Origin of the sequence: Terrimonas ginsenosidimutans, from assembly GCF_022012415.1 — a bacterium.
GTDB classification, from domain to species: Bacteria; Bacteroidota; Bacteroidia; order Chitinophagales; family Chitinophagaceae; genus Terrimonas_A; species Terrimonas_A ginsenosidimutans.
This window is the reverse complement of sequence record NZ_JAKLTR010000004.1, coordinates 108,740-128,622: the sequence shown is the minus strand read 5'-3', so window position 1 is coordinate 128,622 and position 19,883 is coordinate 108,740. Positions and strand designations below refer to the sequence as shown.

Below are 19,883 nucleotides of genomic sequence, written 5' to 3'. Positions count from 1 at the left end.
GACTTTTATGGGTACCCACGGGAGGTCAAATATCGTGCAAAACAGTGTTTTGGACTTTCACTATTTTGTAAAATTTTAAGATTTAGGCGGGCGTTAATGATTAATTAATAGTTCCGGGGTAAGCAATCGTGCCCCTGCTGCGGTGAAATGGTTTATGTTCTTTTTCTTTCATATCATCTTACAGGGTCAACATAATGCTGGTTTCACACCCTCAGCAGGATTCCAGGAACCGGTAAACTGAAAAAGCAGTGCGTCGGCAGGAAGCATCATCTCCCGGGATTGCTGGCACCTCCCCCAATCGTGCCCTACCGTGTACCCACATCTTTTAAGCAATTTGACTGGAACCTACGCAACTCAAATTTGTGGGCACACGGTAGGATCGTGCCGTGGACGAACCCGCGAAAACCGAAACAGGCTTTAAACTGACCTTGAAATTACTTCTGAACAACCGTCAAAAACATCCTAAAACCGATGATTTGACCATTTTTAAGCCCGAATGTGGTAGTATTTTTTGGTTGAATAAAAGCTCACTTGATCTATAATGCTACTATGTGGATCTGGCGGAGGATATACTTTAGCGCAAATCCTGTCCACCAGTGTCGGTAAGTTCAAGATCTCCATTTGGGAGATGCCCGCCTTTTTTTGGCAACTATCAAATGTCGGAGCCCGGCCATCGGCAAAACGCAGGGCAACCCTTAACTTAACAACATTGCCCTGAACGCTCACGACCGGCTTGACGTCCGATACGGTCAACACACCATTCAAACAGGATTACCCCTGATTTAACCCAAAAAATTATGATTGTCGTGATCTATGTAATAAGTTTACATCCGCTATGGCAACAAAACAAAAGGAACAGTTGGCTGGTTGGGGTAACTTCCCTGTTTCAGCTTCTTACAATGTGTATCCCTCCTCAGAGGCGGATGTCGCGAAAACAGTAAAGAATGGAAGCCTGGTTCCGCGGGGTCTTGGCCGCAGCTATGGTGACCAGGCCATCAATGATGATGGTAAAGTGGTGATCTGCACACATTTAAATCATTTTCTCTCTTTCGACGAGGCAAATGGCATTCTTGAATGCGAAGCCGGCGTAAGTCTTGAAGAGATCATCAATGTCTTCGGGCCGAAAGGCTGGTTGCCCATGATCTGCCCCGGAACCAAGTTTGTAACGATCGGCGGTGCCATTGCGAACGATATTCACGGTAAAGCGCACCACGTTGACGGTTCTTTCTTTAATTGTGTTATTTCATTCAGGGTTATGCTGGCTGACGGAACGGTGGTGAATGCTTCAAGGGAAGAAAATGCTGATCTGTTTGAGGCAACCTTTGGTGGCCTCGGCCTGCTTGGTGTGATCATCAGCGCGAAGGTCAAACTCCGCAAAGTGGAGACGACCTATTTCCGCCAGAAGTCGATCAAGGTGAAAAACCTGGAAGAAATGCTGAAGGCGCTGGAAGAATATGACCATTTCAACTATTCAGTGGCCTGGGTTGACCCGCTTGCTAAAGGCAGCAAGCTTGGCAGTGGCGTACTCACCGTTGGCGAAGCCGCGAGTGTGAACGATCTGCCGCCTTCGCTCAAAAAAGAACCGCTGAAGATCCATAAGAAATCAAAACTGACAGTTCCTTTCTTCCTGCCAGGGTTTTTGCTGAATGGATTTACGGTAAGAATATTAAACCGGCTGATAGCATTTGTACAGAACTCTCCGAAAGAGTTTGTGCACTACGAAAAATTCTTCTTCCCGCTTGATATGATCAATAACTGGAACCGTGGTTATGGTAAGCGCGGGTTTATTCAATACCAGTTTGTGATTCCCCCGGGTAAGGAAGGAGCAGAGAATGTAAAGAGGATCATGGAAATGATCGCTACCAGTGGTTGTACGCCTTTCCTGAACGTATTTAAGAAAATGGGTAAGGGGCAGGGGATCCTGTCTTTCCCTTTCGAAGGTTATACACTGGCCATCGATTTCCCGGTGACTAAAAATCTTCATGCTTTCACCCAAAAGATGGATGCGGAGGTGTTGAAGGCCGGCGGACGGATCTATCTGGGCAAAGATTCCATGCTGGATAAGGATACGTTCCAGGCGATGTATCCGCAGTACGGCGAATGGATCGCGATCAAACGCAAATACGATCCCAATAATAAATTCACTTCTGATATAGGAAGAAGACTCGGGCTGCAAAGCTGATCTTTGTACTTGAATATTATAAGGCTGCTTTCGTAAAGGAAGCAGCCTTTGTTTTGCCCGGCGTAAGAGTATCGCAAGAGCGCAAAGGATCGCAAAGAACGCAGAGATAACTTAGCGAACTTTGCGGTCCTTTGCGATACTCCTACGCCAATCAACTTCACGGCTGCTCTGAACGGTTTGATGTTACAATAAAACAACTGCGAATTACAACTGACTAACAAAAAACATCAATTCACTCATTAGCTTATTTTACCAAAGGCATTTCAGTCATAATATTGCACCCGGGTAGAGTTAGGCGTAAGGGGATCTCTACCCACTCATAAGCGATTAGTTTTGGTGAAAGGGGGGAGTTTTTACTCCCGCCTTCTTTTTTTATATACACCTGCCGATCGTTATCGCTGCTATTTTATTCCATTCGGTCATTGATCTTTCTCCTGAAACATTTGAAGCAGTTAAGTCCTGGTTTTTGGCATTTCAATACATAACCGATTTTCACTGCTGTTGTGGTGATGTAGTTTGCATGAAAATTATAGCCATGAAATGTATTGCCACAATTGCGTGCCTGTCTGCACTGCTGTCTTCCACTGTTGCTTTTTCCCAGTCTAAAGGATTAGGATTAAAAGCGGGATTGAACTTTGTAAACGTAAAGAATGTAAAATCGATCAGCGATGCAAACTCGGGTAGCAAGACCGGGTTTCATGCAGGTATCTTCTTTGCTCCAAAAACATCAGGCCTGCTCGGATATCGCTCGGAAATTCTCTTCTCACGTCAGGGATATGACTTTAAAACGACTACTGCTACCGGTGACGTAATGATGGATTATATTCTGTTGCCTCAATTGATGACCTTCAGCTTTACTAAATATGTTCAATTGCAGATAGGCGGCCAGATGGGGATCCTGATCAATGCAAAAGCAGATAGTGTGTCTTCAAGTTCACAGCCTTCCACACTGAACAAGGCGATGGACTACTACAACAAGATCAACTATGGCGTTGCGGGTGGTGTGGAGATCAAGCCAATTGCGGGACTGGTGATCGGCGGCCGCTACAATGCGTTCTTCGGAAGTTTAAATGAACAGGCTTCTGCCGGTACAACGGGCATGCCATCGTTTATTCCTAAAGACGGAAAGAAATTGAAGAACGGACTGGTGCAGGTGTATGTGGGGTATAGGTTCTAAGGTTTAAAAGTTTAAAGGTTTAATAGTTTAGAAGTTTACCCTGTGAAGGGTGTTAGAACCTTTAAACTATTAAACCTTTAAATTTTTGAACTTTACAGCGATGCCCTCACATTCAAAGAGAACGGTATCTGCACATGCTTCAGTGTGTTTCCCTGGATGATTCTGGCAGTTTCTATCCCCATTGCTTCGAAGTCTGTTGAGATGGTAGTGATGCCGTCAAGGATGATTTTTTTTAATGGTGTTTCGTTGTAAGAGATCACACCAACATCTTTGGCTACTTTCAGTTTTGATTCGATGATCCTTTCGATCAGTACTACAAGATCATTGTCCATCAGGTTGATGAATACTTCACCTTTATTGATCGACTCTTTTTCGATATCATGCACTACTTTGTAGTTGAATGTATAGTTCTGGCAGAACGATTCAAATCCTTTAATGATCTCTTCCGGATAATAGCTGTTCTCCGGGAAGATGATCTTAACGGTATGATATTTTTCCAGCAAGGGGAGTGCCTGCTCCAGTGAACTGTAAATGTCCTTCTCGAAATTTTCATACACGGCCCCGAACTGTCCTGTTACGCCCGGAATGATCTTATCGAGCAGGATCAGCTTTTCCTTTGGGATCGTGTTCAATATTTTGTGTGCCGTCTCTTCACCTTCTATAAAATGCGGCAGTATTACGTAATAGTTATAATCATTCTTGCTGTTCTGCAATAACTTTTTGAACAAAGCCAGATCGTTATTATATATATAGAAATCGATCGTGGCACTATCGCCCAGCGTACTCACCAGCGAATCATAGATGATCTTTTTGTGCGGGCTGAGTTTGTTGAACATGAGGAAGATCTTCGTCGTCCGGTTCACATCTACACTTTTAATAAAGTAGCCTTTTCCCGGTACGGATCCGATGATACCCTGGTTTTTCAGGAATTTATAACCCTTTTCGGCTGTATCCCGGCAGATCTCGAATTGAAAGCTCAGTTCATTAATCGAGGGCAGCACATCATCCACCTGCAGTTTACCATCTTCAATCGCCTTTACGATCGAATTGGCCAGTTGCTGGTATTTCGGTGTAGCGGAAAAATCGTCGAAGTAGATCAGTTTGTATACGGGTGAAGACTTCATGATCCTGGATTAGAAAATGTATTGAGTTAGGTTCGTTGACCGTTCCCGGTTGACCGTTGTCCGGAAGAAAACGGTCTGTAAACCGCAAAATATGCTTAGTATCACTGTTTTCCGGTCAACAGACAACGGACAACGGTCAACGAAATTACATGATAGTCCATGATGGGCAGCCAATACCGATCTTTTATTTTTAGCGCTATATTGTATTGCTATATAGAAAATTATGCAAGTAATCCTTGGAGTTATCTTCCACTTTATAGGTGGATTCGCATCCGGCAGTTTTTACATGCCTTATAAAAAGGTAAAAGGCTGGAATTGGGAAAGTTACTGGATCGTGGGTGGCCTTTTTTCCTGGTTGATCGTTCCCCCTCTGGCAGCATGGCTAACCATTCCCGGGTTTGCGGATATTATCCGCGGAGCTTCATCCAGCATTTTCTGGTACACATTGTTGTTTGGTGTGCTATGGGGCGTCGGCGGACTGACCTATGGGTTAGGCGTCAGGTATCTGGGAGTTTCATTAGGCAGCAGTATCATTCTTGGGTTGTGCATGGTCTTCGGAGCGCTGATCCCGTCTGTCTACTATGATATTTTCCCGAAAGAAGGGAAAGATACCTTTACGATGCTCATCGGTACCAACTGGGGGCTGACTGTTCTCGCGGGACTGGCGGTTTGCGTACTGGGGATTATCATTTGCGGACGGGCAGGAATGATGAAGGAAAAAGAATTGAGCTCTTCTGCTACTGATCCACACGGGGCAGTTGTGAAAACAGAATATAAATTCGGACTGGGAATGCTGGTTTCTGTGATCTCCGGCGTGTTGAGCGCCTGCTTCAACTTCGGTCTTGAAGCCGGTAAACCAATGGCAGATATCGCCAACGAAACCTGGAAACTTGCAAACCCCAATCAGGGAGAGTTCCTATACCAGAATAATGTTGTGTATGTGGTGATACTTTGGGGCGGACTTACTACCAATTTTATCTGGTGTATGATGCTGAATGCAAAAAATAAAACATTCGGTGACTATACCAATAAGAAAACGCCGTTAAAGTCAAACTACTTTTTTGCTGCACTCGCAGGCACAACATGGTTTCTCCAGTTCTTCTTTTATGGCATGGGGGAAAGTAAGATGGGCAACGGACCCAGTTCGTGGATCCTGCACATGGCCTTCATTATCCTGATCGCAAATATGTGGGGCCTGGTGTTGAAAGAATGGAAAGGAGTTTCAAAGAATACAACAAGAACGATCATAACCGGAATTATTACCATTATCATTTCCGTACTGATCGTTGGAAAGGGTAATTCGTTAAAGTAAAAAGTGAAAAGTAAAAAGTGAAAAATCAAAAGTCAAAATTTGTTAGATACTTTCTGCTAAATGAATATTTTTTTACTTTTTAATTTTGACTTTTTACTTTTCACTTTTCACTTGCTTCGATAAGACAATAACAATAAAAAAGCAACTATGTCGACTGTAGCTATCAAGCAGTTCAAACACGTGAGTTATTTGTGGGATGAAGCAAAAGCAGCTTCCCTGGCGGGCGATGAAGTGGCCCTGCTGATCTATCGTTCCAATATGCTGGGAGCGGACCTCCGTTTGACCAATTATGGTGGAGGCAATACATCCTGTAAAACGATCGAGAAAGATCCATTGACAGGTGAGGAAACAGAGGTGATGTGGATCAAAGGATCGGGCGGAGATATTGGTACATTGACCCGTAGCGGTCTGGCCGGTCTGTATGTTGATCGCCTGCGCAGCCTGACAAAAGTGTATCGTGGCCTGGCGCATGAGGATGAAATGGTAGAGTTGTTCAACCATTGCATTTATGATCTTGCATCAAAAGCCCCGTCGATCGATACACCGCTACATGGATTTTTACCTTTCAAACATATTGACCACCTGCATCCTGATGCGGCTATTGCGATCGCTGCCGCGAAAGATGGTAAGAAGATCACGCAGGAATTGTTTGGCGGAACGATCGGTTGGGTAGAATGGCAGCGTCCGGGATTTGATCTTGGTCTGAAATTGAAACAGTGCCTCGACGAGAACCCGGGTATCCGTGGCATCATGCTGGGTTCGCATGGCCTGTTCACCTGGGGCGATACCGCTTATGAGTGCTATATCAATTCACTGGAAGTGATCGATAAATGCGCATCCTATATTGAGTCTGCTATTGCAAAGCAGCCCGCTGTTTTTGGTGGTGAAAAAGTAAAAGCATTGCCAGAAGCACAACGCATCTCCCAGGCTACATTGTTGTCGCCGGTATTGAGAGGCTTCTGCTCTTCCGCGGTAAATATGATTGGTCACTTTGTACATACCGATGTTGTATTGCAATACATCAATTCCAAAAATCTTGCTAAACTGGCGCCAATGGGTACCAGTTGCCCCGATCACTTCCTGCGTACGAAGATCAGTCCGCTTGTGCTGGAGCTTGCTCCTGATGCTGATCTTACTGATCCGGCTGCATTGAAAACAGCACTGGCTCCGCAGTTTGAGGCATACAGGAAGATGTATACTGAATATTATGAAACCTGCAAACATCCGAACAGCCCGGCCATCCGTGATGCAAATCCGGTGGTGATCCTATACCCCGGAGTAGGGATGTTCACTTTTGCGAAAGATAAATCTACCGCGCGTATTGCAGCGGAGTTCTATGTGAATGCGATCAATGTCATGCGTGGAGCGGAAGCAATCTCTGAATACACTTCACTGCCGCGCCAGGAAGCATTTGATATCGAATACTGGTTGCTGGAAGAAGCAAAGCTGCAGCGTTTGCCAAAGCCAAAAGCCTTATCAGGTAAAATCGCACTGGTAACAGGAAGCGCGGGTGGAATTGGTAAAGCTATCGCGAAGAAATTCATCGAAGAAGGAGCTTGTATTGTGATCAATGATAATGATGAGTCAAGACTGAATACTTCACTCGAGGATTTCTCCAAAAAATTCAATAAAGATAATTTCGGTTCAGCTGTGCTGGACGTAACAGATAAAGCTGCTATCGAAGCTGCGTTTGATAAAGCGGCGTTGCAGTTCGGTGGCGTGGATATCGTAGTGAATTGCGCTGGTTTGTCCATCTCAAAGCCACTGGAAGAGCATACTGAAAAAGACTGGGATCTGTTGTATGACGTATTGGTAAAAGGCCAGTTCCTGGTAACACAGGCGGGCGTGAACCTGATGCGTAAGCAGGATCTCGGTGGAGATGTCTTGAATATCGTTAGCAAGAATGCATTGGTATCTGGTCCGAATAACGCAGGGTATGGTTCAGCAAAAGCTGCACAGCTTCATCTCAGCCGCCTGAACGCGGCAGAATTGGGTAAAGATCATATCCGTGTGAATACGGTGAACCCTGATGCGGTGATCAGTGACAGTAAGATCTGGGAAGGCGCCTGGGCGCAGGGCCGTGCGAAAGCATATGGTGTTGCCGTGGAAGATCTGCCGGCATTCTATGCAAAAAGGACTTTACTGAATGAGATCATTCTTCCTGAAGATATCGCCAACGGATGTTATGCATTCGTGAATGGATTGCTGAGCAAATCAACCGGGAATGTGCTGAACATTGACGGGGGAGTTGCTGCAGGATTCGTGAGGTAGAGAAAGAGAGTTTAACAGTTTAAAGGTTTAATAGTTTTTAATGCCTTAAGCTATTACTGAAACGTCCCTGGCTGGAGTAACGTTAAACTATCAAACCTTTAAACTATTAAACTTTTTAACTAACAAACTTTTAAACTCTTCCCTTTTGACACGGCTCGCTTTCAAAATGAAACTCTTCAAAGGCTATGAAGAAGAATACAAACGCCGCCACGATGAACTCTGGCCCGAACTGCAATCTTTGTTGAAAGGAAGCGGTATCAGCGATTATTCCATCTTCTTAGATAAAAACGATAACACTCTTTTTGGAGTATTGCAGATCGAAGATCCGGCGGTAATGGCTAAATTGCCGGAGGAGCCGATCATGAAAAAATGGTGGGTGCACATGGCGGATATTATGGAGACGAATGCAGATAAATCGCCCGTAAGTATCCCGCTTGATGAAGTTTTCTATTTACTTTAAAAACGTCTATTGCTATGCTGATTGAAAAATATAGGATACAGGAGTTAAACGATAGTCAGTTATCCACACATAAAGCAAAGCTTTCCGGGTTGACTGGCTCGATTGCAAATACAGCTTCGGTCATCGAGAAACTTATAGCATTTCAGGTGGCCATCCCAAGTTGGGCACTTGGCGCAGGCGGCACAAGATTCGGAAGGTTCTCCATAGGGGGTGAACCCCGCAACCTTGAAGAGAAGATCGAAGATGTTGGGTTATTGCAGGCCCTCAACCAATCCAGTGGCGCGATCTCCTTACACATCCCATGGGATATACCAGAAAATGCAACGTCTATAAAAGCACTCGCTGCGCAACACGGTCTTCGTTTTGACGCAGTTAATTCCAATACATTCCAGGATCAGAAAGGACAACAGCATAGCTATAAGTTTGGCTCTTTGCAGCACGTCGATAAAGCGGTACGCAAACAGGCGATCGAACATAATATTGAAGTGATCAGGCAGGGTGTTGCACTCGGTTCCGAATCATTGACTGTTTGGCTGGCTGACGGCTCCTGTTTTCCCGGGCAGCTGAATTTCAGGAAAGCATTCCAGAACACATTAGAAAGCCTGAAGGAGATCTATGCTGCATTGCCTGATAACTGGAAGGTCTTTGTGGAGTACAAAGCATTTGAACCAAACTTTTATTCAACTACGGTAGGCGATTGGGGCCAATCGTTATTATATGCAAGCAAGCTGGGGCCAAAGGCATACACACTTGTTGATCTTGGGCATCATCTGCCGAACGCGAATATCGAGCAGATCGTTTCGTTATTGCTGATGGAAGGTAAGCTGGGTGGTTTCCATTTCAACGATTCCAAGTATGGCGATGACGATCTGACTGTTGGCAGTATCAATCCTTATCAATTATTCCTAATCTTCCAGGAACTGGTGGAAGGAATGGATGCGAAAGGGATGAATCATGCAACTGATCTTGGCTGGATGATCGACGCTTCACACAACGTAAAAGATCCGCTGGAAGACCTGCTGCAGTCTGTTGAAGCGATCCAGCTCGCCTATGCACAGGCTTTGCTGGTTGATGCAAAAGCATTGGATCAGGCGCGGCAGGAAAATGATACAGTAAAAGCGCAGGAATTACTGCAGGATGCATATCGTACAGATGTTCGCCCGCTGGTGGCTGAAGCAAGGTTGAGGGCTGGTGGCGCATTAAACCCGATCGGCCTGTATCGCTCACTGAAAGTACGTGAGAACCTGATCAAAGAAAGAGGACTGGTGACCGTGGCGACAGGCTTGTAAAAGATCTTCGATAAATCTTTCCGTGTGCCTGGCGTAGGTTCCCGCAGATGACGCAGATCAGGCGCAGATCCGCGGATCAACTAATAATAACAGATGGATCTCTGCGAATCTGCGCTTGATTTGCGGAAGGCCGCGCCTGGCAGCATTAAATGACTAACATTAAATTAAACGCATTGGCGTCAATTCCTGTCATAGCCATCATAGATGTTGGAAAGACCAACAAGAAGCTCTTCCTGTTCGACGAAGATTATAATATCGTGCATGAACGTTCCGCCCGCTTTACGGAAACAACCGATGAAGATGGTGATCCGTGTGAAAACCTCGAAAGCCTTCGCTTGTCTGTATTCGATTCATTACGGTTTGTTTCATCACAGAATAAGTTTGATGTAAAAGCGATCAACTTTTCAGCATATGGAGCCAGCTTTGTTTATATAGATGAGGAAGGAGCCCCGCTGACGCCGTTGTACAATTATCTTAAACAATATCCGCCTCAGTTAAAAGAAGACTTTTATAGCCAGTATGGTGGTGAAGAACTGTTTTCTGTTCAAACGGCATCACCTGTACTCGGTAGTCTTAATTCCGGTATGCAGGTTTATCGCCTGAAACATGAAAAGGCCGACATATTCAAACGATTGAAATATGCACTCCATTTACCACAATATCTTAGTTATCTCGTATCCGGACGGGCATGTTCGGATATTACGAGCATAGGCTGTCATACTAACCTGTGGGATTTCAAAAAAGCTGCTTACCACAACTGGGTAAATAAAGAAGGCTTCGATAAAGTATTTGCGCCGATAGTTCCTTATCACGAAACCGTGCCTTCTGTATTTCCTCCGGATGCCTATAAAGTTGGCGCTGGCTTGCATGATAGCTCAGCGGCTTTGATCCCTTACCTGCTTAATTTCCGCGAGCCGTTTGCATTGATATCAAGTGGTACCTGGTGCATCAGCCTGAACCCTTTTAATAATACACCGCTAACACCAGAAGAACTTCGCCAGGATTGTTTGTGCTATCTTGACTTTAAAGGAAATCCTGTAAAGGCTTCACGTCTGTTCGCCGGCTACATGCATGACGAGCAGGTAAAGCGTATTGCTGATCATTTTCAGCAAGACCCTGTCCGGTACAGGAACGTTGTCTTTGATGCGGTGACAGTGCGCAACCTCAGGGCGCAATATCCGCAGGGAATTTCATTTGAACAAAGAGATCTTTCTGCATTTACCAGTGACATACAGGCATATCACCAGTTAATAGCCGATCTTGTTGTGCAGCAGGTGCAATCGACCCAACTGGTTCTCAGCGGGTCTCCGGTAAAACGCATCTTCGTTGACGGCGGTTTCAGCAAGAACGGAATTTACATGAACCTTCTGGCTGCAGCATTCCCCGGCATTGAGATCTACGCAGCAACTATTGCTCAGGCAACTTCATTAGGCGCGGCGCTTGCCATCCATCAATCATGGAACAAAAAGAATATTCCCAATAATATCATTGAGCTGATGTATTATTCACCACAGATAGATGTGATATCAGCAATCTGAGTTTAATCAACTGACAGAGCAGCCTTCATTCAATGAAGGCTTTTATATTGATACTATTTTAGCCTTCGCTGTTCTAATAGTATCATTTAATGATCAGAATAATTCACCCTCACTCTTTTCATCTCCTCTCTTTCTCTTCGACGGGCCGCGCGGGCTTTAGCGTAAGAGGAGTTTCATCTCTTTAACCTCTTAGCCACAGGATGGCACAGGATGATCTATAAAAAAAGTTAAAATAGCTTAGGTTCGGTTTTACTTTTTAATTGCTTGTTATATGATGAAAATTACTTCCTTCACCGGGGGCATACTTGCCTCCTTATGCCTGCTTATTTTTTTAAGCCTCAACTCAATTGCTCAAGAAAATTTTCCTGTAACCGGTAAAGTCACTGATGAGCTTGGCGCCCCTCTGGTTGGCGCCACCATCAAAGTGAAAGGGACTGACCGGAATGCCACCAGTGATGCGCAAGGGTTCTTTCGTATCAATGCTAATTCGGGCACTGCAACCCTCATCGTATCTTATGTCGGCTACGAGATCCAGGAAGTTGCAATTGCCAAACGTTCTGAGATCGCATTCTTATTAAAGCCACTGATCAATTCAATGGAAGATGTAGTCGTGATCGGTTATGGTACACGCAAGCGCAGTGATGTGACCGGTGCGGTATCATCGATCAGTGCGAAACAGATCGAACAGGTTCCTACTACCAACCTTACGCAGGCATTGCAAGGGCGTTTGCCTGGTGTGGTAGTAAATACGACGAACTTCAGGCCTGGTGAAACGCCATTCATCCGCATTCGCGGTAACCGTTCTTTCGCCACTGGTGGCGGTTTTAACTCTGTTGATAATCCGGTAGTGGTTGTTGATGGGATCATCACTCCATATAGTTTGAGTGATTTCAATCCGCTCGATATCGAATCAGTGGATGTACTGAAAGATGCGTCCGCAACAGCCATCTATGGAGCACGTGGCGCCAATGGTGTGATCATCGTTACTACTAAAAAAGGAAAGGCGGGTAAACTCAGCGTTGATGTACATAGCTATATGTCATTCGATAGTCCGCTTCGTGACCTGGATGTATTGAATGCCGGCGAATTTGCTGAGCTGCGCAGGCAGGCTAACAGAAATGTGAACGCAACATTCCCGAGATATGCCACACCTGCGTCAGATCTCTCTATCTTTCCCGAGCCAATTACAAGAGAGTCAGTATTGATGGGATATCAATGGCGTGATCGTGCAAACCTGATCCCGGTAATGCGCGTCACCACTGCAGATGAAAAGTCGGCCTGGGGTGTTGACAGTGTACCTGTCTTTGATCCTTCCGGTGTCCGAAACACTGACTGGCAGAAGCTGGGATTACAGACCGGCATCACGCAGAACTACCAGGTGCGGGTAAGCGGTGGTACGGAAAAAATGCGCGGGTCATTTTCGGGTGATTATTATAAACAGAAAGGCGTTCAGTTAGGCTCTGATTATACGCGCTATTCCGGCGCTTTGAATCTCGATTTTAAGCCGAGTAAATTATTTGGAATGGGTGCTGTGATGAATGCAAGTACCGTTATTCAAAACTACGGGCCCGAAATATACGGCGGTGTATCCGGTCAGTTACCGATCGCATTACCTGATACCAATGGCGTGTTCATCTATCGGCCTGGTGAGGATATCAACATCGTAAACCCTTTACGTGATCCTACCAGCATCTTTGATGAAAGAAGGATCAATCGATTCTTTGGAAGCTTCTATGCGGAACTGTCGCCGCTTAAAGGCCTTCGCTTCCGCGTCAACTTCGGTCCTGATATCAGCAACGTGAGAAGAGGTACATTTAACGGAAGTGCTTCTTCCAGCAAACAGGGAAATGCATTGGCTGATGCGAGTTATAACTATAACAACTACTTCAACTGGGTCCTGGAGAACCTGGTGTTTTATGATAAGCAGATCGGGGACGATCATAATATCGGAATAACATTGTTGCAAAGTTTGCAGAAAGAGAGAACAGAAGGTTCTTCCATGAGTGCGCGAAACCTGATCAATGAAGCCTCTTTATGGTATAGTCTGCAGACAAATACAGAAGCAACTGTAACCGGCTTCAGCAGCAGCTTTGCCCAAACGCAGTTGCAGTCGTATATGACACGTGTGAACTATGGCTTTAAGAACCGCTACCTGCTTACACTAACGGGGCGTTGGGACGGTGCCTCCCAGCTCGCTCCCGGCAATAAATGGACATTCTTCCCGTCAGCAGCAATTGCCTGGAAGATCGACCAGGAAGATTTTATGAAGAATGTCACGGCGGTTGATCAATTGAAGTTAAGGATCGGTTATGGTTCTGTTGGACAGCCCGGCATCGGCGCCTACTCTGTAGCGGGCCCGCTTGCAACAAGGCCTTATTCATGGGATGAAGCGGTCGTTTATGGGTTCAGTCCGGGTCTCTCGGCGCCACAGGCAACCTGGCCTGTTACCACAACCGCAAACATTGGAGTTGATTTCGGTTTCCTGAAAGGGCGGATCTCTGGTAGTATCGAAGTTTATCGCCAGGATACGAAGAACCAGGTTCAGACACGTGCGATTCCCGGAACATCGGGTTTCACATCGATCCTTTATAATGTAGGGCATGTAAGGAACAGCGGCGTGGAAGTTTCGTTGTCCACTGTAAACATACAATCGAGAAGTTTCAAGTGGACTACAGATATCACTTTCTCACGTAATAAAGAACAGGTGCTGGATATCGATGGAACGAAGACCGATAACCTTGGCAACCGCTGGTTTATTGGTAAACCGATCGCTGTCTGGTATGACTACCAGTTTGACGGTATTTATCAGGATACGAAAGAAGATCTTGATAAGATAAAAGGACTGATCACAAAAACCCCTTCACTTGGGACAGGGTTCAATGCCTTGAGTCCCGGCATTATTAAGGTTCGGGATATTAATGGCGATTCGCTGATCAACCAGAATGATCTTACTGTGTTGGGATCTCCCATGCCATCATGGACGAGCGGATTCAATAACACCTTTACGTATCGCAACTTCGACCTTTCTGTTTATGCCTATATCAGCTGGGGAGGAATGCTGAACAGTATCCGTTCGAGGATCAGTATGGGTGGACGTTATCAGCAACTGGATGTTCCTTACTGGACAGCAGAGAACAAAAGCAATGAATATCCAAAACCGATTCTGAATAATGATATCCCTTTGTTCGGCGCAGCATTGCAATACCAGGACGCCTCCTTTGTGAGGATCCGCAGTATTTCCCTGCAATATAATTTTCCGAAAAGCTTTATCTCGAAGTATCTCCGGGCAAATAACCTGAGTGTGTATGTGAATGCGGTAAATCCGTTCCTCTTCAGCAAGTTCAAGATCCTTGATCCTGAAGTGGTGAATGCAGGGACGACATCTACAGTCGGTACATCGGTATTCTTCAGTACCAAGAGCTTTGTTTTTGGGTTAAAACTCGGGTTGTAATTCAGTAAAACTTTAAATCAAAGGAAATGAAAAATTATACAGGAATATATATCACGATACTGGCGCTTATCTTAACCACATCGTGTAAGAAATTTATCGAGGAGAAACAGGTATCGATCCTGACAAATGATTATTACAATACAGAACAGGGCGTTGAAGACCTGGTGAAGTCTGCATATGAAAGAACCCGTTTTAAGTTTGAATATGAACAGGCGTATGCACTCTGGAATTTTGGTGTAGATGAATTTACAGTAGGTGATCAGTTCAACTTTGAATGGTTTAACAAGTACGACAGCCGCCTGAATCCTGCGGGTGGAACAGGGGAAACCTATCTTTCTGATCTGTGGAGCTCTAACTATGATGGCATCAACCGTTGCAATCTTGCGCTCGAAAGAATACCAATTGTGCCTGGCGTTCGTTTGCTTGCCACATCTGATCAGCGTAAGCAACGCATGGCGGAGCTTCGGTTTTTAAGAGGATATTACTACTTCCAGCTGGTGCAGCAATTCGGCGGACTTCCTGTTACAACGGTCTCCAGCGAAGGCATACGCACAGAATTCCCGAGGTCTACAGTAGCTGAAACCTATCTCCAGATCATCGGTGATCTGAAGATGGCGGCGGATAGTTTGAGTCCGACAACTACTGAGTTTGGACGCGCTACAAAAGCCGCCGCGATGCACTTCCTTGCGAAAGCTTACCTAACGCGTGGCAGTGCCACGACGGAACAGAGAGGGCAGAAAACGACTGATATGGATTCAGCAGCGTATTATGCGGAGCAGGTGATCACCGGTGTAGCCGGCGGCGGATATACGCTGGCCGCAGACTATAAAGATCTTTGGAAAGGTGTTTATGCGGAAGATAATCCGACCTGGATCCTTCCGACATTGGGTAATTCGGGTGTTGCACCTGTAGCACCTAATACTTCTGCGTATACTACAAGCATCAATGCTCAAAAAAACAAAGAGATCCTGTTCTCCGCGCAATGGAATAACAAACCCGCACTAACCGGTCGTTTCGGAAATCAAACACATATGTATTTTGGATGTGCCTACGAGAACAGTCCGTCAGAGGTTGGTGTTACGCGTGATGTACATGGCGGTCGTCCATTCAGGCGCCTTCAGCCTACTGATTATGCGATGGATATTTACGACAGGAAGAATGATTCCCGTTTTTATAAGGAATTCCGTGTTGTACATTATTCAAATGTGAACCAGACCTCGGCAAGATTTACTGCAGCTAATGCTCCTGATCCGTCACTGGTAGGAAAAACGAGGTTTGGAATTGGCGATACGGCAATCCTTTTCATAATGAACAAGCCAGAGAATCCTTTAAGTATTGCTGATCTTGATTTTGCCGCCGGTAGCCGCTACCGGTACAAGGTTTACGCACGTTACTGGAGAGACGCTGGCGGAAATCTCAAAAAGGGATTTGGCTTTGGAGGAGTTGTTCCATCCGGTGCAAATTCGACAACCAGCTCTCAGGGGAAATACCTTACACTCGTAAAATACCAGGACCCTTTCCGGGCAGCATTTAATGATCAGGCCGGCTTTAAAGACGGCATTCTTGCCAGACTGGGAGAGACCTACCTGATCGCAGCGGAAGCAAATGGAAGAAAGACGACTCCTGATTTTGTAAAAGCGCTTACTTACATCAATGCGCTTCGTACCAGGGCTGCCTATAAGGCAAATGAAAGAAGACCTGAGGCCGTTATGTTCGAGGGCGTGTTACCGACAGAGGTTGGTAGTACAACAACACTGATGCAGGCAACAGATGCCTTGTGGACAACCAATGCCGCCAGTGAAATGTATCCGGCGACGGCAACAACCAGTCAGCAGCGTTTCATTCATTTTATTTTGAATGAAAGAGCCCGTGAGCTTTGTGGAGAATTGTACCGGTGGGAAGACCTTGCACGAACTGAAACACTTATTTCGAGGACACGGCAATTTAATACTGATGCCGCATTAGGTATCCAGGATTATCATAAGCTGCGGCCTGTACCGCAGCGGGAAATAGATCTTACCACCATTAACGGGGCAACGTTGACGCCTGATCAGAAAAAGGCGTATCAGAACCCGGGTTATTAAAGTTTCGCTAAGCAATCGTTGAGTTAAGGGCGGGGATATTTATCTCTGCCCTTCTATACAAAAAGGAGAAGGAGATGAAGGAGGAAAAAGAGGATTAAATGTCAGGGAGACGCTTTTTAAACGTAGTTTGCGCGGAGCAATAAAATACTTATGAAAAAAGGATTGCTGGGGTTTTGTTTTGGAATGATTGCGCTTGCGGGAAATGCGCAGATGCAATGGCCTGCTGTTACGAATACAAATAAGCCGTGGACGCGTTGGTGGTGGGAAGGGAGTGCGGTGAACAAGCCGGATATTACCTGGAATCTGGAACAGTACCAGAAGGCGGGTATCGGAGGCGTGGAGTTGACGCCGATTTACGGCGTTTATGGTCATGAAAAGGAGTTTATTGATTTTCTTTCGCCAAAATGGATGGAGCATTTTGTGTATACACTGAGAGGGGCCAGGAAGCTTGGAATGGGGGTTGATCTGGCTAACGGAACAGGCTGGCCATTCGGTGGTCCCTGGGTGAAAGACCAGGACGCCAGTAAAAGTATCTATTACAAGATGTATCCATTAAGCGAAGGACAATCGCTGCCTGAAAAAATTATTTATACCAGAGAAGTACTTGTAAGGACAGCCAATAACAAAACTGTCAGCGCGGATACGTTATTACAGCCGGTCACGCGTAACAAAGATCTTCAGTCGCTTGCCTTGGATCAATTGCAGTACGCAGGAAATCTTCCACTGCAATTGTTAATGGCCTACAGTGAAAATGGTCAGGCTATCGATATCACAAAATATGTTGCTGCAGATGGCCAATTGGACTGGAAAGCACCTTCAGGGAAATGGACGCTTTATGCGTTGTTTGAAGGCCTGCATGGAAAGATGGTGGAGCGCGCGGCGCCCGGAGGTGAAGGATATGCGATCGATCACTTCTCACTGGCTGCAGCAAACAATTACTTTAAGAGATTTGACCAGGCATTTAAAGGATACGATCTTAGTTATCTCCGCTCATTCTTCAATGATTCTTATGAAGTGGATGATGCAAAAGGGCAGGCGAACTGGACACCATTGTTATTAGATGAATTCAAAAAAAGAAAAGGCTACGATCTGCGCCATCATCTTCCAGCGTTATTTGGAAAAGGAACTTCGGCAGGCAATGCCAGAGTGATCTATGATTATCGTTCTGTGATCGATGATCTGTTGCTGGAGCATTTTACTAAAACATGGAAAACCTGGGCTGCGGGTAAAAATAAAATGGTCCGTAATCAATCCCACGGATCGCCAGCCAATACACTGGACCTCTACAGTGTTGTAGATATTCCGGAAACGGAAGGGAATGATATCCTTCGGTTCAAATTTGCCACTTCGGCTGCGAATGTTACCGGTAAAAAGCTGGTATCATCAGAATCGGCAACATGGCTGAATGAGCATTTTCTTTCTTCATGGGCCGATGTGAAGAAGATCGTCGATCTGTTTTTCCTCGGAGGAGTGAACCATATTTTTTATCATGGCACAGCCTATTCTCCAAAAGAGGCGCCATGGCCAGGTTGGTTGTTTTATGCCGCGGTTCACTTTCAGCCCACAAATCCCCAGTGGAAGGATTTTCATGCATTGAACACCTATATCACACGGGTCCAATCCTTTCTTCAAGGCGGCAAGCCGGACAATGACGTGTTGTTGTATTACCCGATCATTGACCGGTATTCTCAACCGGGCAATGCTTTGCTGCAGCATTTTGATGGGATGGAAAAAAACTTCGAGCACACTGCTTTTGAGGAATTATCAAAGACTATGCTGGAGAAAGGGTATGGGTTTGACTTCTTTTCCGACCGTCAATTGAAGCAATTCACAATGGCGGGGAAAAAAATACAAACAGGTGGAAATGCCTATCAGACAATTCTTCTCCCGGCAAATAAGCTCATTGACGAAAAGACTTTTGAAAAATTGATGGACCTCGCTAAACGCGGAGCAACCATTCTTGCATACAAACATCTTCCTGATTCTGTTCCGGGTTTATTTAACCTGGAAGAACGTCAGAATAAGTATCAGCAACTCGTAGATAGATTGAAGTTTGAAAAGAAAGATGGTCTTAGCACAGCACAAATAGGAGCCGGAGTCGTGATGCTTGGAGATGATGTTGATCAGCTTTTACAGGCTGCGCGAGTACGTAAAGAAAGCCTTGCGGATAAAAAACTGTCAATGGTCAGAAGACGAAATGCAAACGGCACCTTTTACTTCATCTCGAACAGAAATGAAAAGTCATTCGCGGATTGGATCACTTTGCAAACACCTGCTGCATCCGTTGCTGTGTTTAATCCGATGACAGGGGAGACAGGCCTTGCCAAAACCCGGCGCCTGAAAGACGGACAAACAGAAGCATGGATCGAATTGAAAATATACGAAAGCCTGATCATCCAAACTTATACGACAGCAAAGAATGGAGGTCTCTATCCTTTCATGGATCTGACAGGTGAGCCTGTTGCATTGCAGAACCAATGGCGACTTCGTTTTCTGGATGGAGGCCCGGTACTGCCCGATCCTGTGAAACCCGAAAAACTTCAATCATGGACAGCGCTCACCGGCGAGCACGGAAAACATTTTTCCGGGACAGCGAGTTACACTACAACGTTTGATCGTCCTAATGTCAACGCCAGTCATTTTGTACTGGATCTTGGAAAAGTACACGAAACTGCAGAAGTCAAACTAAATGGTAAAGCCGTTGCAACATTGATAGGCCCGGATTATAAAGTTACTATTCCCGTTTCGTTGCTAAATCCATCCAATCATCTTGAAATAATTGTCGCCAACCTGATGGCGAACCGGATCATTCATATGGATCAGACAAATCAACCCTGGAAAATATTTTATAATACCAACATGCCCGCCCGTAAAAAGGAGAATGCAAAGGATGGGATTTTTACAGCAGCCGAATGGAAACCATTGCCGTCGGGACTGCTTGGACCCGTGACTCTTACACCTGCGGAGCCATTAACTGTCACAACTACTAAATAAT

General features: G+C 45.4%; 11 protein-coding genes. 10 read left to right on the top strand and 1 reads right to left on the bottom strand.

Annotated elements, in window-relative coordinates; genetic code table 11:
• Positions 1–835 precede the first annotated feature (835 nt).
• The gene (locus LZZ85_RS08140; RefSeq protein ID WP_237870490.1) at positions 836–2,182 is read left to right on the top strand and encodes an FAD-binding oxidoreductase; all 1,347 of its coding nucleotides are present in this window, start codon (positions 836–838) and stop codon (positions 2,180–2,182) included.
• Positions 2,183–2,717: 535 nt separating this feature from the next.
• Complete coding sequence (locus tag LZZ85_RS08135) at positions 2,718–3,359, top strand: porin family protein (RefSeq protein WP_237870489.1); 642 nt, start codon at positions 2,718–2,720, stop codon at positions 3,357–3,359.
• Between the two features lie 92 nt (positions 3,360–3,451).
• On the opposite strand, the gene LZZ85_RS08130 is transcribed toward LZZ85_RS08135, so the two are convergent.
• Positions 3,452–4,483 carry a GntR family transcriptional regulator gene (locus LZZ85_RS08130; RefSeq protein ID WP_237870487.1) on the bottom strand — a complete coding sequence of 344 codons (1,032 nt, stop codon included), beginning with the start codon at positions 4,481–4,483 and terminating at the stop codon, positions 3,452–3,454.
• A gap of 223 nt (positions 4,484–4,706) precedes the next feature.
• Between LZZ85_RS08130 and rhaT the strand changes: the two genes are divergently transcribed.
• The 8 genes from rhaT (at position 4,707) to LZZ85_RS08090 (ending at position 19,882) form a co-directional block, all read left to right on the top strand.
• A complete protein-coding gene (rhaT, locus tag LZZ85_RS08125; RefSeq protein WP_237870485.1) occupies positions 4,707–5,795 on the top strand; it encodes an L-rhamnose/proton symporter RhaT in 1,089 nt (362 codons plus the stop codon).
• Between the two features lie 147 nt (positions 5,796–5,942).
• Positions 5,943–8,066: a bifunctional aldolase/short-chain dehydrogenase gene (locus LZZ85_RS08120; protein WP_237870483.1), complete on the top strand. Its 2,124-nt coding sequence runs from the start codon at positions 5,943–5,945 to the stop codon at positions 8,064–8,066.
• A gap of 145 nt (positions 8,067–8,211) precedes the next feature.
• Complete coding sequence (gene rhaM, locus LZZ85_RS08115; protein WP_237870481.1) at positions 8,212–8,526, top strand: L-rhamnose mutarotase; 315 nt, start codon at positions 8,212–8,214, stop codon at positions 8,524–8,526.
• A 14-nt stretch (positions 8,527–8,540) separates the two neighbouring features.
• On the top strand, positions 8,541–9,815 hold the full coding sequence (locus tag LZZ85_RS08110; protein WP_237870479.1) for a sugar isomerase: 1,275 nt from the start codon (positions 8,541–8,543) through the stop codon (positions 9,813–9,815).
• A gap of 173 nt (positions 9,816–9,988) precedes the next feature.
• Complete coding sequence (locus LZZ85_RS08105; RefSeq protein WP_237870477.1) at positions 9,989–11,353, top strand: FGGY-family carbohydrate kinase; 1,365 nt, start codon at positions 9,989–9,991, stop codon at positions 11,351–11,353.
• A gap of 271 nt (positions 11,354–11,624) precedes the next feature.
• Positions 11,625–14,804, top strand: a complete 3,180-nt coding sequence (locus LZZ85_RS08100; RefSeq protein ID WP_237870475.1) for a SusC/RagA family TonB-linked outer membrane protein — start codon at positions 11,625–11,627, stop codon at positions 14,802–14,804.
• 26 nt (positions 14,805–14,830) lie between these two features.
• A complete protein-coding gene (locus LZZ85_RS08095; RefSeq protein ID WP_237870473.1) occupies positions 14,831–16,888 on the top strand; it encodes a RagB/SusD family nutrient uptake outer membrane protein in 2,058 nt (685 codons plus the stop codon).
• 150 nt (positions 16,889–17,038) lie between these two features.
• Positions 17,039–19,882: a glycosyl hydrolase gene (locus tag LZZ85_RS08090; protein WP_237870471.1), complete on the top strand. Its 2,844-nt coding sequence runs from the start codon at positions 17,039–17,041 to the stop codon at positions 19,880–19,882.
• The last annotated feature ends 1 nt before the right edge of the window (position 19,883 follow it).